The sequence below is a fragment of the Microvirga sp. Mcv34 genome, assembly GCF_024519725.1.
Taxonomy (GTDB): domain Bacteria; phylum Pseudomonadota; class Alphaproteobacteria; order Rhizobiales; family Beijerinckiaceae; genus Microvirga.
In genome coordinates this window covers 1-19,823 of record NZ_JALJRK010000078.1, presented here as the reverse complement: position 1 = coordinate 19,823, position 19,823 = coordinate 1, and the positions used below count along the sequence as shown (strand labels likewise).

Genomic DNA, 19,823 nt, shown 5'->3' with positions numbered 1-19,823 from the left:
GACCCGGGAGAGTAGGTCATTGCCGGACCTGCCAAGGACAACGCCAGCTGCCTCTTGACCTCTTTTGACCCTCACACCGCGGTGTCTCCTTCGAGCGCCGCGGTTCGTGTTTGCGCCCTCGCCGGCCCAGCCCCGCTTGGCCGGCCCCGAGTGACGCGGGGTGGAGCAGCCCGGTAGCTCGTCAGGCTCATAACCTGAAGGTCACAGGTTCAAATCCTGTCCCCGCAACCAAAACCACTCAAAACCCCTGCACGCCAACCGCGTCAGGGGTTTTTGCGCGTCCGAAGCATCCCCGCCACACAACGCCCCACTGCGGCGAACGAAACCCAGCCCACGCAACCAGGCGGGGGCCGACGCGGCGCTGGCTACGACACGCCAGAGCCGCTTCCACTACCGTCGAACCAGGAGGCGCCCTTCCCTCCTTCTAACCTGATCGGCATCCGTCCTCTGCCGCGCACACGCGATGCGAGGTCATTGCATTGACATGCCGAACTTGCCGACGATCCCTTTAGAGCTTGTGTCACCCTGAGGGCCGATCGTGGCCCTTTGGTCGTCCTGTCTGCAACAACTCAGACTTCGAGGAGAAACCCATTCGACCGGGCTGGACCGGCGCCTCACTCATTCGGATTAACCCGCGTCCGAAACCGCTTAGTTCATCCGAGTTAATTTGCATGATGCTAGGAAATCTCGGAAGAGAGTTACCGAATATTCCTAATGAAAAGTTAAAACGCCTTCACGGGTTCGGTTCGCCGACGGGAACGAACAGCCCATGTTTCCTTATTGGGGGGAAGGCTTCCACATGAAAAGAGTCACAGTCATCGGTTTTGCGCTTCTGGCGAGTACATCGCTCAGCTCCGCGAACGAATCTTTCATCGCCCAGATCGGTGAGAGCAATGCAGCGATCGTCGGGCAGCAGAACGGACGCAACCAGCAGGTCAGCATTCAGCAGGGTCGCAGCAACCGGGCCATTACGGCTCAGAAGCAGTCGGGCTCGGGCGAGAACGGCTCGCTCTCCGTTCAAGACGGCAAGAGCAACGAAGCGGCCATCAGCCAGCTCGGTAGCAACAACAAGCAGGGCACGTTCCAGCGTGGTTACCGTAACGCGGCAGCCACCGTTCAGACCAATGAAAGCAGCAATGCGAACGGCTCCTTCACGGCTCAGTCCGGCGCCGGAAATCGTTCCTTCGCCGCGCAATCCTCGGGCAACAACAATCAGGTGACCTCGCAGGACGGGTATCGCAACAGCGCGGTCACGGTGCAGGCGGGCGGCAACAAGTCGAATGGATCGGCCACGGTCCAGTCCGGCGCGCAGAATTCCTCGGGCGCTCTGCAGCTCGCGGACAACGGCGCCGTCAACACCCAAAGCACCCTGCAGATGGGCTTCGGCAACGTGGCCGGCACGGTTCAGTCCGGAGGCTCGGCCAACACCTCGGCCACCATCCAGCAAGGTGTCGGCAACGTCTCCGTCGTGACCCAGAGCGGAAATGACGGCAGCAACGACCAGGGCACGGTTCAGCTCGGCGCTCTCAACGTTGCAGCGACCTCGCAGAGTGCGGCCGGTTCGAACCTCTCCACGACACTGCAGTCGGGCATTAAGAACACCTCCGCAGCGGTGCAGAGCGGCGATGCGAACAACCAGAGCACAGCACAGTTCGGCATCGGCAACAATGCCGTGACCGCGCAGGTCGGCTCCGCCGGAAACGTGAACACCTCCACGACGGCTCAGGTCGGCGCGGGCAACCAGTCACTGGCTGGTCAGACGAGCGTCGACGGCGCAACCAACACGCAGAACACCCTGCAGGTCGGCACACGAAACCTCGCCACCACGGGCCAGTCGGGCCAGGCGACCAATAACTCATCGACGCTGCAGTTCGGAGCCCAGAACACCTCTCTCGCCCTTCAGGCGGGTGACAAGGGTTCCAACGACCAGACGACTTTGCAGGTCGGTGAAGGCAACTACGCCGGCACGATCCAGACCGCGGGCGCGGGGCGCACGAACGGTTCGGGCATTGTTCAGTTCGGTGAGGACAACATTGCGTCGAGCCTCCAGACCGGCGGCAATAACCAGCAGGGCACGCTCCAGGTCGGCGTCGAGAACTTCGCTGCGACGCTGCAGAACTCTGGGATCCTGGGCAGCAACAACACCTCCCGCATCGGCCAGATTGGGGCCGGCAACGTGGCGACCGCTTCGCAGAGCAGCGCCGGGGCGGAAAAGAAGGTCGGCGACAACGTCCTGACAGGCGGATCGACTCAGACGCTGAAGACGGAATCGCGTTCGGTTCCGGGTGTCGGAAACGGCCAGATCCTTACCCTTAAATACACGGGGAAGAACGAATCCACTGCCAACCGGAAGGATCCCAATAACTACGTCAAGGAATCCGGAGATCCGCTTCTCCACACAAGCCAGACGACGGACATCGGTGGCGCGGCAGGCAGCAATTCTCAGCAGACGCTGCAGGCTGGCGTCAACAACGTCGCTGCGACGTTGCAGAACAACGGTGTTCTTGGTGGCGCGAACGTCTCGAATACCGCTCAGGTAGGTTACGGCAATCGCTCCATCGCAACTCAGAACAGCTCCGGCGCAGGCGCTTCTGAAACCAAGGCTGTGACGGGTTACGGCACCCAGAAGGCCTACGCAGGTACTGAGAAAGTCTTTATCTTAGACGTCAACAAATTCGTGGACGTTGCCGACTCGAGCAAGCCTTTCTACGAGACCTCCACGTTCTCGGGTGGGCGCGCCGGTGTAAACGCGCAGGACACGATCCAGATCGGCGCCGAGAACGTCTCCGCGACGCTGCAGAGCACGGGTGTCAAAGGTGGCGACAACTCGTCGTTGACGGGCCAGTTCGGCACGGGCAACCGAGCGCTGACAACTCAAACCAGCACGGGACAAGGCGAGACCGCCACCCCGACCACCGTATCGGTGCTGAGCCTTCCCGTGAAGGGCACGGCCGTCACCGAGGGCGGAGTCGCTGGTAGCAATACGCAGAATACCGCTCAGATCGGGTCGGTCAATGTCGCGGCAACACTTCAGACCAACGAGGTGCGTGGCGGGGCGAATGCGTCCATGACGGGTCAGATCGGCGGCGGCAACGTCGCGGTCACCACGCAGGTGAACCGCGGCGCCTCAGCGGCAAAGTTCGAGAGGACCGTGTTCGGAGCACCCGTTTCCTTCCCCACGGCAAATGGCGCAAATGGTGGCAATAACTCAGGTACCACCCTCCAGGTCGGCACGAAGAATATCGCCCTCACCGCCCAGGACGCTTCTAGCACCAAGCTTGCTGGTTTTGATCTGTCGGCGGGCGCCAACAATGCCGACACTCTTCAGATCGGTGGCGGCAACACGGCCGTGACGGCGCAATCCGGGACGCGGAGCCTCGGTGATGCAACGAGCGCCAACAACGACTCGATGATCGCTCAGGTCGGCGTGGGCAACGGAGCCTACGTGGCGCAGACCGGTGGCCTGAACACGCAGGGTTCGATCCAGATCGGCAAGGACAACTTCGCTGCCACTTCGCAGTCGAACGCTGTGGACTCGCTTGGCCTCAACACCGGTGTCACCATCCAGGCTGGCCGCGGTAACAAGGCCCTGACGGCGCAGATCGCCAACCCGCTCTCGGGCGGAGCCAACACGATGCTAGTCGCCCAGCTCGGAGTGGACAATACCGCGATCACCGCTCAGCAGGTCGATGGCCTCGGCGTCAACACCTCGCTGGCCTTCCAGGCGGGACGCGACAACTCCGTCGTGACGGCGCAGAACGCATCCTCCGGCGCCAACACCTCGCTGGCCTTCCAGGCCGGCATCGGCAACCAGGCCTTCATCAGCCAGTCTGCCACGAACGGCTTCGCAAACACCTCGGTGTCGGCACAGTTCGGCAAGGGCAACATCGCCGCGGTTGTCCAGCGCTAACACGCTCACAGGGACGGCGGGCCTTGGCCCGCCGTCCCTTTTTTCGTCCGAAACTCAGCGTTCAACGAGGCCGGCCATGTTCCTTCACTCCGGCGTGCCGCGGAAACGTTTCCGGGCTCCTCTCGTTGCACTCCTTGCCCTCTGCCTCCCGCAACACGCCTCTGCCGAAGAAAACGCCTCGAACGTTCACTGCAGAATCCGAGCGGCCGAGAGTTCCGACCTCATACGCCTCGACGCGGTTGCCGTCTCTCCTGTCTCCACGACCGGAACGTATCGGCTCCGGGTCATGAAGAGAAACACGAGCGGCTCAAGCCAAAACTTGCAAAGCGGCCGCTTCGCTCTCACGGCCGGACGCGAGGAAATCCTGACGACCGTGATCCTCGACGCTTCTGCCCACAACGCCTACGCGGCCCGACTCGATCTCGAGTGGGACAAGGAAACCCTCACATGTACAGCCCCATGAAAGCTGCCGTCATGAAGATCGCCGGATATCGCCGCCACTTCGGGGCGCTCGCCATCGGTGCTCTCGCCTTGAGTGCTGTGGGCCTTCTCGCATCGCCGGCCGCAATGGCGGAGCCCGCCTATATCAGCCAGGTTTCCGGAACGCTCCGGTCGGCCGAAAACTTCGCGATTCCCACCGCCCGCGGCGCGGCCGGTCCTGCCGCCCGCGCGACCGCAGTCGCTCATCCCACCGCTCCTGCGGTGCCCTCCCCGATCCCGGGAAGCGGTGGCAACACCGCATTGTCGATCCAGGCGGGCATCAACAATACCATTTCGCAGCTTCAACTCGGCGCGCGCAATCAATCCGCTGTTGCAGTCCTGGGCGGGCACGAGAACAATGTCGGCGTCTTGCAAGCCGGCAACGGTCTGCGATCACAGGTAGCCCTGGTCAACACGCAGGGCCTGAATGTCGGCGTGCTGCAGCCGAACAACTCCGCCCCCGTCAACGTTTTCATTGCCCGGCTTCCCAATGGCGGCCTTCTGATCAAACGCTGACCCGCCTGAACTGTCCGCCCGAGACCACGCCGTGCCGGGCCAGCCTGTCCGTGGTTCTCGCCCGATCAGGAACGCGCATCTGACGGCCTGTTGCTAGGGTCGGCGGTCGATTATGCGGTTTGCGCAGGCAATCAGTAGAACTTCTGGATAACGCAGGACGAACAGAGGCTACGTTCGAAGGCGACCCTGTTTCGCGGGCGTGGCTGGCGTCCATCGGCAATGGTTACGGGGCCCTTCGCCACGCCTGACGATGCCGCCTGGGGAGCGGTACGCATGAGTTGGACGAGAAGATCCGCCTCCCATCCGTGCTGCGATAGGCGGGCGCGCCCGAAAGAACCGCCGATGACAAATCCTGTCCGCACTGTGCCGGCGGGAGCCCATTCCGCAACATCCTTTCCGGTAATGGCGCGGACATAATGAACGGTCTCCATCGGGAGAGCACGACGTCCCGCCAGCCAGTCGCGCACACGGGCAGGACCCGCATTGTAAGCCGCAGCGGCCAGTCCCTGGTTGCCGAACTGGGACCATAGATCGCGCAGCAGTTCGGCTGATTTCGGCAGGGCCTCTACCGGGTCGAAAGGATCACGCAGGCCCCGCATGACTGCCGTTCCGGGCATAAATTGCGCAATGCCCTGAGCACCCGCAGGGCTGAGAGCATGACGATCGAAGCCGCTCTCGCGGTGGATCAGACGCAGGAAATATCCGACCGGCAGAAACTGCGATTTCGCTGCATCCTCCGCAAGGCGCTCCAGCTCGGCGCGGCTGATGTCAGACTTGGTGCTCACATTCGCAGATTCTGCAGCCGCGCACGTCGCGCTGACGAGAACGACTGCGAATGCCGCGAGGAGTCTGCGACCAGACCGCGATGAAGACACATGAGCGGAGTACCGGTGTTCCTGAACACGTCGGACAACCTGGGATTGGAGCAAAGTCTTCAGATCCATTCGAGCAGTCGTCTCTCTTCATTGGGGCTTTGGCAGAACTATCGCCGAGCCACGTTAATACCCGCCTATCTCCATCAGGTTCACGACCTGATGCATCATGGTGCGATCAGTCGATGCAAGCGAATTTGGTGGGACAATTGATTCCGGACACATAAGCAACCATCGGCTCGACGAACAACCCGGCCGGTACGGGCCAGGAGGTTTCTCACGCAGTGCGACTCGCTGGTCAACGAGATGCGGCGAGAGGCCGCGAGGGATTTTAACCTAGAATTGCATCGTTTGTTTACAAAGAAAAACCCTTTCTTAATTTGAGACCCAACTTGTCTAACTCTACGTCAGATACAACGAGACAATGAATGACCGAGGAAGAGATCGACGCTGTTGCAGAGGAGCTCGCAAAGGCCGGCGGCATCTCCTGGTACCCCGGCCAGACGAGTGGGCCTTTGCTTCGTCCGGTGGGAGAGCGCTACCGAAACCGTGCTCGCGCGGCGATCAGCGCGCTTGATCGGCTTCGTGCGCGGCCGAGGGACATATCGCCCCCGTCGACATCATCAGACCAGGCTGAAACCTTCGATGTGCGTCAAGTCGGCGGAACGGATGCATTGGTCGTCGGAGCGATCGTCATGTATCGTCCGCCCGGAGACAAGAGAGCAGTGCCCTGCAGAGTCGAAGGCATCGAGGACGGACGGGCATATCTCATCCCCTGCCCCAAGCCCGATTTTGGATGGATTTCATTGGAAGATCTCTCGCCGTCGCAGTAGGTCCTGATGTTGCCAATGCGTCGGAATTGTTCCATTTTCCAACGTTGAGAGCAGAGCCTTGCTCACGTCGAGCCGAGTGCATGATGCACCCGTCGGCAAGTTCGGGCGATCGACTTCACTGCCCTGGGCCTACCAGAATATCCCGAAGGTACCGAGATGCAGACTTTCCCAACCCAAAGTCCAACAATGCGCTGCTTCTTCCATCTGGTGAATGGCGAGCAAGCCATTCTGGACGAGGTCGGGATCGCGGTTTCCAACCTGGAAGCGGTGAAGGCCGAGGCGATGTCGGCCATCGGCGAGCTTCGAAGAGAAAGCGAAGGAATGTCGAACGACGACTGGAAGGGTTGGATGCTAAACGTCGTATGTCTAGAAGGGAATCTTCTCTATTCCTTGGATCTCGACAGCGACAGCGCGCATGACCAGGGTGATCGGAAATAATGACTTCCCAGATCGTTCTCAAAAGACCATTCCGTGCTGTCGCGGGGACAGCGGGCGTTCCGACGATTATCGTGTGCGAGAACTCGATCGTGCGCCTCGGTCTCGTTCATCTGCTGTCGAATACCAATTTCCAGGTTGTCGATTTCGATGCGACCAAGGACACACAAGCGAATTCGTTCGAAGAGGCTTCGGCGGCGCTCATCATTGTGGGAGCAGGCCCGGATGTATGCGAATCCTCGAAGACAGTCGCGCAGTTGCGAGGCGGAGACTATTCGGCAAAAATCGTCGTTCTCGCAGATTCAGCGGACGTGACGGCCATTCGAAGCATATATCGCGCCGGGGCGGATGGCCTCCTCCTGTCGACTACGCGGCATGATGCTCTGATCAAAGCGCTTGAGCTGATCGTGATGGGTGAGCGTCTCTTCCCATCGACCGCCCTTCTTGATGTCACGCACGAAATCGAACAGACGAAGATCGCAGGTGTGCCGGTAGCCTCAACGGAGCAGACCGGCCCGCACGTCCTGGAGACTCTCTCGGACCGCGAGAGAGAGGTTCTAGCCCGCTTGACGAAAGGCGCTCAGGACAAGGTCATCGCACGCGACATGAATCTCGCTGAGGCAACGGTGAAGGTCTACGTCAAATCATTGTTGAAGAAGCTTGGAGCGCAGAACCGCACCCAGGCTGCCGTGATTGCGACTTCCCGGCTGGCTTGACGCCGATGGCGTTCGTGCCGCGATAAAGCCCGGAGACCGAGCCCGGATAGAGCTACGTCAGGCTTACATTCTGCGCGAGGGAGTGGGTGGCTCGCCCTTGAAGTGAAGGGCGGCCTCGGCGTGGAGCCCGCTCCGAATGAGCCACCATAGCCCCACGAGCGCACTGAGAATCCGCGTCAATCAGAAGGCGAAGCCGCTTCTGCACACGCTGCGCCGTGCGGGAGAGTGTACGCAGCATCGGTCCCGAGGGTGAACATCCCCTCGTGACCGATACATGGGAGCATCGGACGCGACGACGAAATCACGTCCGATGCGTTCACGATGGTTTGTTATTGACAGGCTTGGCGGCTGCGATCGGCTGCAGCGCCTCCGCCGGGATCACGGCACGCCCCTCGCGTTCGAGCGACCGGATAAAGGCATCACCGGCTTTCTTGTCGGCGAACGCCCAGGAGCCGTTCTGCACGCCCTCGAGGATCAGTGCATGAACGGCAAGCTGGATTGCCTCGCGCACGGCCAGAGTCGGTGGGTGGTTGCGTGTGAAGCCGGATTCGATTTCCAGCAGCTTGTCGACGGCCACGAAATGGAAGGCGCCACCGCTGACTGCAACGGAATAGAGCGTCTTCGTGGTTGTCACCGAAGCGATCACGCGGCCGGTCTGAATGCTGACGGCGCGGAGCGCCACGGTGACGATATCCTGCCGATACTGAGTACCGCCGCCGATCCCGAGGTAGCGAGCACCGAGACCACCCGTCGTCTCGTTGGAGTCATAGCCGACAATGCCGCCCTGCAGGGCAATTCCGGCAAAACGCAGCGGGGGCAAGCCGGGCGCCTGATCGCCGAGTGCTGCCGTCCTGGTGTTCTGAATGATCTGGCGCTCCTGCAGCAAGGCCTGCAGTTCATTGCGCTCCACGACGTCGAACCATTTGCCGCCGCCGGCCTTGGTGAGCACATCGATCAGAATGGCGCTGCCACCTTGAGTGACGGCCCGCGAGAATTCAGCGAAGTTTTCGCTGGGCTTGTTCTGTCCGGTCAGATCGGGAAAGCTGTAGACTGCCACATCCAACTTACGCGCCGGGGCTGGCAGTTGGTCGAGAACCACACCGGTTTTCGTCTCAGGAACCAAGGTTGCGGGCTGGGCCATCGGGTCTTGCACACTTCCCGATGAGGCACAGCCTGCGAGGCCCGCTGCCATGAGCAGACCGGCAGCCATTGCTGCCCGACGCAAGTACATTTTCATTCTCGTAAATTCCCCGCCGCGCGCGAAAAATGTCGGCTTCTTGATCTTATGGATTGGCCGGGATCGTCGGTTGAGCGCCGCCGCCGATAATGATGATGGGCGACGTGCCACCTCCAACGCCACTCAGGTCGGGGAAGTTGATCTCAGGGATCTGCTGCTCCTGGCTCTTTGCAGCCTTTCCCTGCGACTGAGCCTGCTGCAGAAGGAAAGCGCCGTTCAACGGATTCCCGCCGAAATTCGGATTCTGAGGACGATAGATCATCTCAGAGGCAAGAGCCCCTGACGCGACGAGCATCCCGCCGATCGCGATTGCGTAGAATCCGAAATTCCTCATGCCCCCCCCTATGTGCCGCGCTCCCATCGGGCTCATGACCTACGACCGTCTTATCGATCCGGACTGAAAGGTCTCGCCTGATTGTGGCGCAACAGACACTCGCGTTCGGCGATACACATGAAACCGCCGATTCACATTCCCTAGCGTAAATTGAAATAGCACGACCACAGGAAAGATTGTGTCTTAATTGTGCAACAGCCCAGCGACAATTTTCTCAGAATGGCAGTTTTTCAGAGGCAAATTTTCAAGCTTCGATCGAACTGCCGCGCCTGACAGGACAGGCTAAAACATACGAGATGTTCGCCAAGCGCTGCTTGAACGGCGCCACTCAAACGATCGCGCCATCCTGACGACTTCGCTGAACGCCGAGGCTTCATCATCGTCCGGAGACCGGGCTTCTCAACGGCTGACGCCGCCCTGCGTTGCAGCCGTTGCACATTCCGGCGACGTGGCATTCTCCGGCGTACAGCGCGTGGACTGGCTGGGCATGGGCACGGTCTCCGTCACGTTCGGTTCACGGACCACGGATGGTGCCGGCCGGACCTTCAGCTTTGGGTCCACCTGCTGGATTTGTGTTTCCGAGCTTCGCGAAACCGGTCTCTCAGCCGCACAGGCAAGACCGGGCAACATTCCAGACAGGAGAACAAGAGCGAGATGTCTGCGCATAGCCGGAATCCAAGATCGATCGTCACCTACCTCGCCAAAATGTGCTTTTCACTGCCAAAGGTCCAGAGTGGAAATCGGCCAAGTGGTGGGATTCTGTTTCGGCCGGCGGTCCCGAAGGGCGGTTTCGCCCGTCAACGCTTCTGAATGACGAAGGCCGCGTTGCCTCGTCCATTCTGCAGGATCGAGGCTGTGCTACCGCCGCCGCTCTGCAAGATCGCCGCCTGATTGTTCACACCGTGCTGGACGATCTGCGCGGCATTTCCCTCCTGCGAGAAGCTGCCGCTCGGGTTCGAACTCGTCGTCGCGACAGCGGGGATCGTTTCGATGCTCTCCTGAAACAGGCGGGCCGCGTCGATCTGCTTGATCACCCCGCTCACGACAGGAGGCATCTGCTGTATTACAGCTTCGCTCGATGCAGCCGGCAGGCTGAGGAGTGCGCCTGCTGCGGCAAGGGTCGAACTCAATATCAGTTTACGCATTGCCTCAGTGCCTTCCGTTACGACCCAGAGCGGTCTTACTGAGGCAAGTAAGCTACCGTTCAGGAATGCAGTAAAGCGAAACCAAATCTTTACCTTAATTCGCGACCGTCAATCGGTTGACCGCCCTGCGATATGGTCGGCCGCTCGGTGTTCGATATGGAGCGCCTGGAGCAATCCAAGTCCGATTGCGGCGGGCCCTCTGGCATCGGGCACCCCGCTCCTCCAGACCCAGGACCTGCCTGGCAAACCGAGCCCGACATCCGCATACCGCCTCAAACTGTCAAAGAAGTGTCCCGTGCGATCAAGCACAACTCAGCGAGTTGATGAATTCTGATAGCCATCAACAAATGGGTTCTGACAAGACCGGATCGTTTGCGATCCTTGAGGGGCTGATGCGGAGGCATCCATGGCGACCTTGTACGGGGACGACTGGCCGAACTTGATCCGGGGAACATCCAGCCGCGACGTGATTTACGGCTTCGGCAGCGGTGACGATCTCTACGGCAACAATGGGAACGACGACATCTACGGCGGCTGGGGCTATGACATCGTTTACGGTGGCAACGGCGACGATTATCTCAATGGTGGAGACGGCCCGGACGACCTCTATGGTCAATCGGGCAACGACACTCTCGTCGGCGGCTACGGCTTCGATTTCCTCTTCGGAGGGAGCGGGAATGACCGCCTCTCCGGTGGGCCCGATGACGACAACCTGTATGGTGGCTCGGGGCGCGACACCCTTTCCGGAGGCTCGGGCGCCGATCTTCTCGAGGGCGGGTCGGGCCCTGATCGACTGACCGGCGGCACGGGAGGCGACGCGTTCGTCTTCTCGCAAGGCTCGTCCGGAATCACGACCGCGAACACGGATACGATCACGGACTGGAGCGCAAGCACCGATTGGATCGGGATGCCGATCGCCGGAACGTCTTCGAATTACCGTGAGGCCAGTACGACTGCGACATCCATCGCCGATGCGGCCGTCCAGGCGCAGGCGAACTTCACCAGCAAGAGCATCGTGCACGTGTTCCTCTACAATCCTCAGACCGATACCGGCTACCTGCTCTCCGACCTCAACAAAGACCATCAATTCGAAACGGGTGTTGTCCTGACGGGCGCAGGCAGCGCGGCTGACATGAGTTACCACTACATCATCCATATCTAACCGGATGATGCGTTCCGCACGCGCCCACGCCATGGGCGAATGAAGAGACAGCAACGAAGTGAAAAGGCAGACAGCTTAGTTCCGGAGGTTGTCATGCGGAAGATCGCAACGCTCGCTGCGGCCGCCCTGATCGCGACCAGCAGCGTCGAGAGCGCCCATGCGCAATACTGGCGCGGACCCGGCGGGGGCTACTACCGCGGCGGCTATAACTACGGCTGGGGCTGGGGCGGCGGCGCAGTCGCTGCAGGTCTGATCGGCGGGGCCATCCTCGGAGGCCTGATCACAGCCGCAGCGACACCGGCCTACGGTTACGGGTACGCATACCCGGCCTTCGGCTACGGCTACTACGGACCCTGGCCTGGCTATGCCTATCCCCGCCCCGTCTACTACGCTCCATACTACTACCCGCGCCCGGTTTTTTACGGGGGAGCAGGTTTCTATCCGCGGCCCGTCTATTACGGGCCTCGATATTACGGCGGGTACCCCGGCGTTTATGGCCCGCGCGCATTCGGTCCGAGGGTCGTATATCGTCGCTATTATTGAAAGCGAAGCGCATCGCGCCTGGAGGCGCCCTCGCGTCCGGGGGCGATGCTTCACGTCCAGGTGAAGCGACCGTGTGGGAAAGCCGATGAAGTCTTCCGCTTGCGCCGTCTCAACGCAAGGGGAACGGCAACCGGTAGACGATCCGGCCGCGTCGGCAGAGTGTCGACGCGGCCGGCGCATGTCAGTAGGTGCAGACCTGTTCGCGGCGGAAGAATACGCGCCCATTCGTGCCTACGATGCGACGACGAACCCAATAACAACTCTGAGCCGCCGCGACGGTTGTCTGGTAATAGTCAGGATAATAGCCGTAATACGGGTAATTATAGCCGTAGTAGCCATAATCGTACCAAGGATAGTTCCAGGCGCCGAGAGCGAGACCGGTGGCAACGGCCCCTCCCCATCCCCAGTACGGATAGCGGCGGTAATAGCCGTAATACGGGTACCGTCCGTAGTAGGGGTAACGCCCATAATAGGGATAGCGACCGTAAATGCCGCGGTTATAGGGCCCATAGGCACCGGCGACGCCGCGATAGTAAGGCGCGCGTACGCCATAGCCCAAGCCGTATCCGGGCCGCCCGACCCCAGCCACGCCGATAGCGCCGCGACCGGGTCGAGCAACGGCGATCGACCCGGTGGTCAGGCCTCCTATCGCTCCCGGACGGAAGCCTCCCACTCCACGAAAACCGCCCGCGCCGCCGGGGGGAATGAACATCCTCGGCCCTGCTCCGCCGATGGTGCCGCCGCGGAATCCGCCTGCGCCGCCGAATCCACCCATCCTCATGCCACCACCGAATCCGCCTCCACCGCCGAACCCGCCCATCCTCATGCCGCCACCAAACCCGCCGTGGCCGCCGCGTTGGGCTTCGGCTTCGCCTGGAACGAGAAGAACGCTGATCGCCAAAGCGCCGATCGCCAAGAAAACCCTGTTCATTGCCAACCTCCCTGTCGCGCTTGCGACACCTCAAGTGCGAGGCCGAGACGTAACGATCATTCTACTCTGATCATTTCCCGCGGGACTGCTTGATCCTTTGAGACAAATGCTTGGCACTTTTGGCGGATGGGATTGCGCGATTCCGTCACATGCGGAACGCTGCGCCGTCATTCCAACCGGCGGCGCGGCCATGCCGGGGCGTTTCGCCCCGCCGCGGGAGCTTGACGGGAGCTCGGAGCGGGATGGATCGCCGTATTGCCGGTTTGATCGCTTGGGACCTGTTGCCGACCCTTATGAAGGCTAAGGATGTGAGCCGCATGGGCTAGCACGCGTTGGGCGCAGGTTCGGCGGGTCGCTAGACTGGATTCATGTGCTGCATCGTTCCGTCCCGGAGCACGAACTGATGCCAAAGAGCGATCACGGAATGGAGCCCGGCCAGGATGAGGATGATCGTGCCACCGGTCTCATGAATTTCTGCGATCGGCCCGGGGGCTCCCTGAGCGGCTGCCGCCATGGCCGGCAGGGGCAGGCCGAAGAACGTCACCGGGACGCCCAGGCGCGAGGCCGCGTACCAGCCGGTGAGCGGCAGCCCGATCATGAAGAGGTAGAGCACACCGTGGCCGATCTTCGCCGCGAGATTGAGCCATGGCCCCTGCGGATCCTCGATGCGGGGGTGACTGCCCCACCAGCGGGCGACCAGCCGCGGCAGGACGAGCAGGAGGACGGAGAGGCCGAGCCCGAAATGCAGCAGCGGCGGGTTGAGGCGAACCTGCCGCCCGCCTTCGGAGGTCAGCCAGGCGGCCAGGATCAGCAGAGCCATGGCCCAATGGAGAATGATCAAGGTCTTGGAATAGCGCGGCATCGATGCCATCCTTCCGTACGAATCCCCGGCAGCTTCCTGCCCAAGCGAGCGCATCTTAGCATCCGGCTTTCCCTCGACGATGAGCTGGATCAAAACCGCCGCCCCTTATGAGACGATCATCCGGAATCCGGCGCAGCCTAAGTCAGCCACCCTTCACGGCGCCGGCCGTCAGGCCGGCCACGATCTGCCGCTGGGCCACGATGGTCAGGATGAGAACGGGCAGGGTCACGATCAGGGCGGCGGCGGCCAGGGGTCCCCAGCTCAACTGCTCGAAGGACAGCATGTTGTAGACCGCGACCGGCAGCGTCCTGGTTTCACGGCCCGCGAGCACCACCCCGAACACGAAGTTGTTCCACGAGAAGATGACGGCGAGGATGAATGCTACGGTGATGCCGGGCTTCGCAATCGGCAGGGCGATGTGACGGAAGACGTCCCAGCGGTTCGCGCCGTCGATGACGGCCGCCTCCTCCAGCTCGATCGGGGTCGTTTCGAAATAGCCGATCATGATCCAGATGACGATCGGCACCGTAATGACGAGGTGGGCGATGATCTGCGGCAGCAGCGTGCCCATCAGGCCCAGCCATTGGAACAGCAGGAAGAGCGGGATCAGATAGGACAGGCCGGGCGTCATACGGGCGATGAGCACGACCACGGCGGCCTTGGTGGCCTTCATGCGGGCGATGCCGTAGCCGGCCGGCACGCCGATTAGGAGGGCGAGCCCCGTCGCGGAGCCGGTCACGATAAGGCTGTTGAGGAAGAAAAGGCCGAAGCGGTTGGACTCGAACACGCCCGTGTAGTTCTTCCAGGCGAAGCGTTCGGGGATCAGGATCGGCGGATAGGCCGCATTGTCGACCTCGAATTTCAGCGAGAGCGAAATCATCCAGAGGAAGAACAGGATGGCCGGCGAGACCAGCACGAGGCCGACGAAGAGCAGGCCGAGCGTGTCGGCGGCTTTGCGGAGGTTCATACGCCCCCCTGAAGGTCCATCCACTTCGTGCGCTGGCGAAGATGGAGCATGAGAAGGGACAGGGCGATGACGATGGCGAAGAACACGACCGCGATGGCCGATCCGTAGCCGACGTCGTAATAGGCGAAGGCGACGCTGTAGAGATAGAGATTGATCGTCTCGGACGCGGTACCCGGACCGCCCTGGGTGATGGCGTAGATGATGTCGAAGCTCTTGAGCGCATCGATGGTCCGGATAATCACGGCCACCATGAGGAACGGCGCGATCATCGGCAGCGTGATGTAGCGAAAGCGCTGCCAGATGCTCGCTCCGTCGATGGCGGCGCTTTCGTAGGGCTCCGTCGGAATGGCCGCGAGACCGCCCAGGACGATGAGCATCACGAGTGGCGTCCATTGCCACGTTTCCACGAGCACGAGCGATGGAATCACGGTCGAGGGATTGAACACCCAGGCCTGCGGGCCGATGCCGACGAGCGACAGAAGATAGTTCAGGACGCCGAGCTGCGGGTGGAACATCATCGTCCAGACCAAGGCGACCGCGACGGGCGTGGCCATCATGGGCATGACGAAGATGCCGCGCAGGATGCCGCGAAACGGCAGGCGGGAGTTGAAGATGAGAGCCGCCAGGGTGCCGAAGATCAACGGCAGGACGACGGCCAGGAACGTATAAACGAGCGTATGCCCGACCGAGGTCAGGAAGCGCTCGTCCGATGCCAAGCGCATGTAATTGGACAGGCCCGTGAAGCGGCGGGCACCGCCGACCGTCCATTCCTGCAGGCTCATCCAGACGGTGAAGGCCCACGGGAACACGATCACGGACCCCACCACCGCGACGGCGGGAACGACGAAGGGCCAGTACGAGCGCGGTGGGCGAGCGCCCGTCGCGGGCGCCGCCTCCGGGACTGGAGCGACCTGCGGCTCAGCGATGGTGGTCATGGCCATGCTCCACCACCGCGACCTGTTCCCGCGCGGCCCGCATCAGGCCTTCTCGCTGCGCTCGAGGATGGGCCTGAACTGCTCGGTCGCCTTCTTCATCTCGGTCGCCGGATCGCCTCCTCCGAGGAGGTTGGTCAGGCCGATGCCGATGATGTCGCGGAACTCCGTCACCGGTTGGATGACGGGAAGGCCGAGCTTGCTGATCTTGCCCGATGCCACCACCGCGTCAATCCATTCCGGCGGCATCTTCACGCCCTTGCGCGTCTCGGGATCGTCGAGGATGGACTGGCGGAACGGCACGCCGCCGCCGGCCTGCAGCAGGCGCGCACCCATGAGCTTCGAGACCGCCCATTGGCAATACAGATAGGCAGCCTCCTTGTTCTTGCTCGCGGCAGTGACGCCAATGCCATCGCCGAAGGTCGCCGAGGCCTGCGCCTTCGGTCCCTTCGGCATGACGCCGTAGCCGACCTTGCCGACCACGCGCGACTTCTCCGGATCCTCCAGCGGAGGCGCGAATCCGACGCCGTCGAGCCACATGCCGACTTTGCCCTGCAGGAAGGCCGACTGGCATTCCGACCAGTTGAAGCCGGCCACGCCCTGCGGGGCGGCTTTCGTCAGCAGGCGCTGATAGAGCTTCGCCGCCTCGATGGCCTCCGGCGAATCCGTCATCAGCTTGCCGCTGGCATCGACAGGATCTACGCCGTAGCCGAGGAGGAAGCTCGTCCAGACGGGCACGTTGGCGTTCTTCAGTCCGCGCGCCACGAAGCCATAGGTGCCTTCCTTGGGATCCGTCAGGGCCTCGGCTGCGACGACCATCTCCTCGAAGGTCTGCGGATAAGGAAGGCCCTTCTTGGCGAACAGATCCTTGTTCCAGTAGATCATCCAATAATCGACGGAGAACGGCAGCGAGAGCATCTGGCCCTGCGGGTTCTTCGCGTAGAGCAGGCCGGCCTGGGAGAAGTCGCTCTCGGTCAGGCTCGGATCGGTCAGCTCCGGGTTCCTCATGAAGCCGCTGATGTCGGCGAGCCAGCCGGCCTTCTCGAACTGGCGCTTCTGGACGTGATAGCTGAGATGCACCACATCGAAGCTCGGGCTTCCGGAGTTCAGCTCGATAACAGCCTTCTGCCGTTGCTGCTGCTCGGGCGTCTGTTCGGAGGACACCTGGATGCCTGTCAGGTCGGTGAATTCCTTTTCGAATTTCTGCAGCACCTCGCCGCGCGGGCTCTTCACGAGGTTCACGCCGATCTTCGTGCCGGCGTATTTCTTCCAGTTCACCTCGGCAAAGGCGGGCCCGACCCCGCCGAGGCCGTATGCGGCGGCGGCCGCCGTGCTTGCAAGGAATGTACGACGCGTAACCGATCCGACGTTTGCAGCCATGGCGCATTTCCTCCGTGTGTTGTTGTAACGGTCCTTCCGGACTCTTTTTCAGTGCTTGCAACCGATTAAGCCCCATGTAACATGTTAGTGTCAACACGGCACTTGCTCGGCCCGGTGCCGAAGCTGTTACTGGAGGCTCTCGTGTCGCTCAGCTTTGGCATCAGCCCCGCTCTCGTCACGCCGTTTCTCGACGGCAAGGTGGATGTTCACCGCCTGATCAAACATGCAAAGGATTGTCTCTCCCGCGGCTGTCGCACGGCGACATTGTTCGGAACGACCGGCGAAGGTCCATCAGTCGGCGCGATGGAACGCGACCGCATCGCGAGCGAGATCATCCATCTCGGCATTCCCGCGGACAGGCTGGTGGAAGGCGTGCTCGCCTGCTCGCCGGAGGAGGCCGCCTACAGCACGAGCCGTGCCTTGCGGCGCGGCGCACACGCTGTCCTGCTGGCGCCGCCCTTCTACTTCCGCCCTGCCCCGGATGAAGCGGTGTTCGCATGGTACGCGACGGTGTTCGACATGGTCGGCAGCAATCTGCGGGACATCCTTCTCTATCATATTCCCGGCATGACCGGCGTGCCCCTGTCGCACGCGGTGATCGCGCGCCTGAGGGAACACTTTCCGGGCGCAATCCGGGGTGTGAAGGACAGCGCGGGCGATCCCGAGGCGACGTTCTCCCTGATCGAAGCCTTTCCCGAGCTCGACATCCTCGTTGGCGACGAAAGCTATCTCGGCCGCGCCTGCGCGGCGGGAGCGGCAGGCTCGATCTGCGGCGTCGCCAACATCGTCCCGGAGGCGGTGATCGCACTCGCGGAGAACAGCCGAGACGATCCGCGCATCGTCGAGCTGGTGCAGGAGATCGGCCGACATTCCATCGTGCCGATGGTCAAGGCGCTCACGGCCCATGTGCGCCAGGACCCGGTCTGGGCGGTCGCGCGGCCACCGCTTCCGACCCTGGACGAGAGGAGTTCCGCGCGCGCCGTTTCGCTGCTCGAACCGTTTGGCTCCGTGATCAAGGCCATCGCATGAGCGTGGCCCGCCCCGCGCCTCGATCGGAGATCAAGCTGCGCGAGCGGGCCTATGACGCGTTCACCGAACAATTGCTGAAAAGCGAGATCAAGCCGGGTCAGTTCGTGACTCAACGAGAGCTGGTCGCCATCACCGGACAGCCGCTCGGAGCGATCCGGGAGCTGATTCCGCGATTGGAGGCCGAAGGGCTGATCGTGACCGTGCCGCAGCGCGGCTTGCAGATCCTGCCTCTCGACATCACGCTGATCCGTAACGCCTTCCAGTTTCGGCTGATCCTGGAGCGCGAGGCCATCGCAGCTTTCAGCCAGGCGGCGAGCGATGCCGCCATCGCACGGATCGAGGCGGCCCATCGCGCGATTGTCGAGTCCGCGCAAAGCGGATTGACGGAACAGATCGTCGCCGAGGCCCAGCAGGTGGACCGGGAGTTCCATGAGCGGGTCATCGACGATCTCAACAACGACATCATCTCGAAGGCTTATCGGGTCAACTGGATCAAGGTGCGCCTGATCCGGCAGAACGAGACGAGCCTGGACGAGGATCTCGTGCTCCCGGTGATGCAGGAGCATCTCGCCATCATCGCGGCCATGAAACGCCGAGACATCCCAGGTGCCGTACAGGCCGCCGTTGCGCATATCATGAGCGCTCGTGCACGGGCGCTGCGCCTCGAGTAAGCCATGAACCACAAACCGGTGATCTGTCTCGGATGCGCATTCTGGGACACGATCTTCAAGATCGACCGCATTCCGGGCCATGGCGCCAAGGTGCTGCCCGAGAAGGCCGTGCAGGCCGCCTCCGGCATGGCGACGGCCGCCGCCGTCACGATCGCACGCCTCGGCGGCAACGTCGAAATCTGGGCCCGCATCGGCGACGATCCCAACGGTGACAGCTTCCTGCAGGATCTGTCTAACGAGGCGGTCCGCACAGACCGCATCCGCAGGATCCAGGGCGCTCGCACAGCCTTCTCGACCATCCTCGTCGATAGGTTCGGCGAAAGGCTCGTGGTGCCCTACACGGATCCTTCGCTCGACAACGATCCGGGCTGGCTACCGCTCGACCGCGTGTCGCAAGCCGCCGCCGTCCTCGTCGACATGCGCTGGCGCGAAGGGGCGAAGGCCCTCCTCGCGGAAGCGCGCCGCCACGGCGTTCCCACGATCCTCGACGCCGATGTCGCGCCGCCCGACGAACTGCGCGAGATGATCGGGCTCGCGGACCATGTGCTGTTCTCGGACCCCGCCCTGCTCTCCCTCGCTGGCAACAATGGCTCACCGGCTGAAGCCTTGGTGGATGTGGCGCGCAACCTTGACGCCGAGATCGTCGGCGTGACGCTCGGCGCAGCCGGCGCCTTGATCCGGCAGCGCGGAGCGCCTGAAGGCGCCGTCACCGCATTCCCGACGATTGCCATTGACGCTGTTGACACACTGAATGCCGGCGATGTCTGGCACGGCACCTATGTCTACGGGCTTGTCAGCGGATGGGATCTGGCGCGCAGAATCCGGATCGCGAATGTCGCGGCAGCCATGAAATGCGAGCACTTCGGCG

20 protein-coding genes and 1 tRNA gene are annotated in these 19,823 nt (G+C 62.2%); 12 read left to right on the top strand and 9 right to left on the bottom strand.

From position 1 onward, the window contains the following. The first annotated feature begins 154 nt into the window (after positions 1-154). The 4 genes from OC446_RS24760 to OC446_RS24745 all read left to right on the top strand — a co-directional run bounded on the left by OC446_RS24760 (position 155) and on the right by OC446_RS24745 (position 4,906). A tRNA-Met gene (locus OC446_RS24760) sits at positions 155-231 on the top strand. 568 nt (positions 232-799) lie between these two features. Continuing rightward, on the top strand, positions 800-3,910 hold the full coding sequence (locus OC446_RS24755) for a beta strand repeat-containing protein (RefSeq protein WP_262031676.1): 3,111 nt from the start codon (positions 800-802) through the stop codon (positions 3,908-3,910). Between the two features lie 76 nt (positions 3,911-3,986). After that, positions 3,987-4,373 carry a curli-like amyloid fiber formation chaperone CsgH gene (gene csgH / locus OC446_RS24750; RefSeq protein ID WP_262031675.1) on the top strand — a complete coding sequence of 129 codons (387 nt, stop codon included), beginning with the start codon at positions 3,987-3,989 and terminating at the stop codon, positions 4,371-4,373. Continuing rightward, positions 4,358-4,906 carry a hypothetical protein gene (locus OC446_RS24745; RefSeq protein WP_262031674.1) on the top strand — a complete coding sequence of 183 codons (549 nt, stop codon included), beginning with the start codon at positions 4,358-4,360 and terminating at the stop codon, positions 4,904-4,906. The genes csgH and OC446_RS24745 overlap by 16 nt, the downstream gene beginning before the upstream one ends. A gap of 131 nt (positions 4,907-5,037) precedes the next feature. Here OC446_RS24745 and OC446_RS30895 read toward each other — a convergent pair whose 3' ends face one another. Next, the gene (locus OC446_RS30895) at positions 5,038-5,691 is read right to left on the bottom strand and encodes a lytic transglycosylase domain-containing protein (protein ID WP_315986538.1); all 654 of its coding nucleotides are present in this window, start codon (positions 5,689-5,691) and stop codon (positions 5,038-5,040) included. Positions 5,692-6,206: 515 nt separating this feature from the next. Between OC446_RS30895 and OC446_RS24735 the strand changes: the two genes are divergently transcribed. The 3 genes from OC446_RS24735 (at position 6,207) to OC446_RS24725 (ending at position 7,762) form a co-directional block, all read left to right on the top strand. After that, a complete protein-coding gene (locus OC446_RS24735; protein ID WP_262031673.1) occupies positions 6,207-6,611 on the top strand; it encodes a hypothetical protein in 405 nt (134 codons plus the stop codon). 156 nt (positions 6,612-6,767) lie between these two features. Then, the gene (locus tag OC446_RS24730; RefSeq protein WP_262031672.1) at positions 6,768-7,049 is read left to right on the top strand and encodes a DUF6894 family protein; all 282 of its coding nucleotides are present in this window, start codon (positions 6,768-6,770) and stop codon (positions 7,047-7,049) included. Between the two features lie 89 nt (positions 7,050-7,138). Continuing rightward, positions 7,139-7,762 (top strand): LuxR C-terminal-related transcriptional regulator, encoded by a 624-nt coding sequence (locus tag OC446_RS24725; RefSeq protein ID WP_262031671.1) that lies wholly within the window; start codon positions 7,139-7,141, stop codon positions 7,760-7,762. A gap of 316 nt (positions 7,763-8,078) precedes the next feature. Here OC446_RS24725 and OC446_RS24720 read toward each other — a convergent pair whose 3' ends face one another. From OC446_RS24720 to OC446_RS24710, 3 genes are all read right to left on the bottom strand, one after another. Beyond that, positions 8,079-8,903 (bottom strand): CsgG/HfaB family protein, encoded by an 825-nt coding sequence (locus tag OC446_RS24720; RefSeq protein WP_262031670.1) that lies wholly within the window; start codon positions 8,901-8,903, stop codon positions 8,079-8,081. 142 nt (positions 8,904-9,045) lie between these two features. Further along, positions 9,046-9,333 carry a curli assembly protein CsgF gene (locus tag OC446_RS24715; RefSeq protein WP_262031669.1) on the bottom strand — a complete coding sequence of 96 codons (288 nt, stop codon included), beginning with the start codon at positions 9,331-9,333 and terminating at the stop codon, positions 9,046-9,048. A gap of 797 nt (positions 9,334-10,130) precedes the next feature. Then, entirely contained in the window at positions 10,131-10,478 is a 348-nt protein-coding gene (locus OC446_RS24710; RefSeq protein ID WP_262031668.1) for a hypothetical protein, read from the bottom strand. A 406-nt stretch (positions 10,479-10,884) separates the two neighbouring features. Between OC446_RS24710 and OC446_RS24705 the strand changes: the two genes are divergently transcribed. Continuing rightward, a complete protein-coding gene (locus OC446_RS24705) occupies positions 10,885-11,640 on the top strand; it encodes a calcium-binding protein (protein WP_262031667.1) in 756 nt (251 codons plus the stop codon). Positions 11,641-11,733: 93 nt separating this feature from the next. Next, entirely contained in the window at positions 11,734-12,183 is a 450-nt protein-coding gene (locus OC446_RS30890; RefSeq protein ID WP_315986537.1) for a hypothetical protein, read from the top strand. 181 nt (positions 12,184-12,364) lie between these two features. Here the strand turns inward: OC446_RS30890 and OC446_RS24695 are convergent, their stop codons facing one another. From OC446_RS24695 to OC446_RS24675, 5 genes are all read right to left on the bottom strand, one after another. After that, the gene (locus tag OC446_RS24695) at positions 12,365-13,114 is read right to left on the bottom strand and encodes a BA14K family protein (RefSeq protein WP_262031666.1); all 750 of its coding nucleotides are present in this window, start codon (positions 13,112-13,114) and stop codon (positions 12,365-12,367) included. A 355-nt stretch (positions 13,115-13,469) separates the two neighbouring features. Beyond that, entirely contained in the window at positions 13,470-13,976 is a 507-nt protein-coding gene (locus OC446_RS24690) for a cytochrome b (protein ID WP_262031665.1), read from the bottom strand. Positions 13,977-14,118: 142 nt separating this feature from the next. Continuing rightward, a complete protein-coding gene (locus tag OC446_RS24685) occupies positions 14,119-14,943 on the bottom strand; it encodes a carbohydrate ABC transporter permease (protein WP_262031664.1) in 825 nt (274 codons plus the stop codon). Further along, complete coding sequence (locus OC446_RS24680) at positions 14,940-15,878, bottom strand: carbohydrate ABC transporter permease (RefSeq protein WP_262031663.1); 939 nt, start codon at positions 15,876-15,878, stop codon at positions 14,940-14,942. The genes OC446_RS24685 and OC446_RS24680 overlap by 4 nt, the downstream gene beginning before the upstream one ends. A 42-nt stretch (positions 15,879-15,920) precedes the next feature. Continuing rightward, the gene (locus OC446_RS24675) at positions 15,921-17,255 is read right to left on the bottom strand and encodes an ABC transporter substrate-binding protein (RefSeq protein WP_262031662.1); all 1,335 of its coding nucleotides are present in this window, start codon (positions 17,253-17,255) and stop codon (positions 15,921-15,923) included. A 141-nt stretch (positions 17,256-17,396) separates the two neighbouring features. Between OC446_RS24675 and OC446_RS24670 the strand changes: the two genes are divergently transcribed. The 3 genes from OC446_RS24670 to OC446_RS24660 all read left to right on the top strand — a co-directional run. Further along, positions 17,397-18,284, top strand: a complete 888-nt coding sequence (locus OC446_RS24670) for a dihydrodipicolinate synthase family protein (protein WP_262031661.1) — start codon at positions 17,397-17,399, stop codon at positions 18,282-18,284. Next, positions 18,281-18,955, top strand: coding sequence for a GntR family transcriptional regulator (locus tag OC446_RS24665; protein ID WP_262031660.1), 675 nt, complete (start codon positions 18,281-18,283; stop codon positions 18,953-18,955). Before OC446_RS24670 ends, OC446_RS24665 begins: the two co-directional genes overlap by 4 nt. 3 nt (positions 18,956-18,958) lie before the next feature. Beyond that, a partial coding sequence (locus OC446_RS24660) for a PfkB family carbohydrate kinase (protein ID WP_262031659.1) occupies positions 18,959-19,823 on the top strand: 865 nt, incomplete at its 3' end.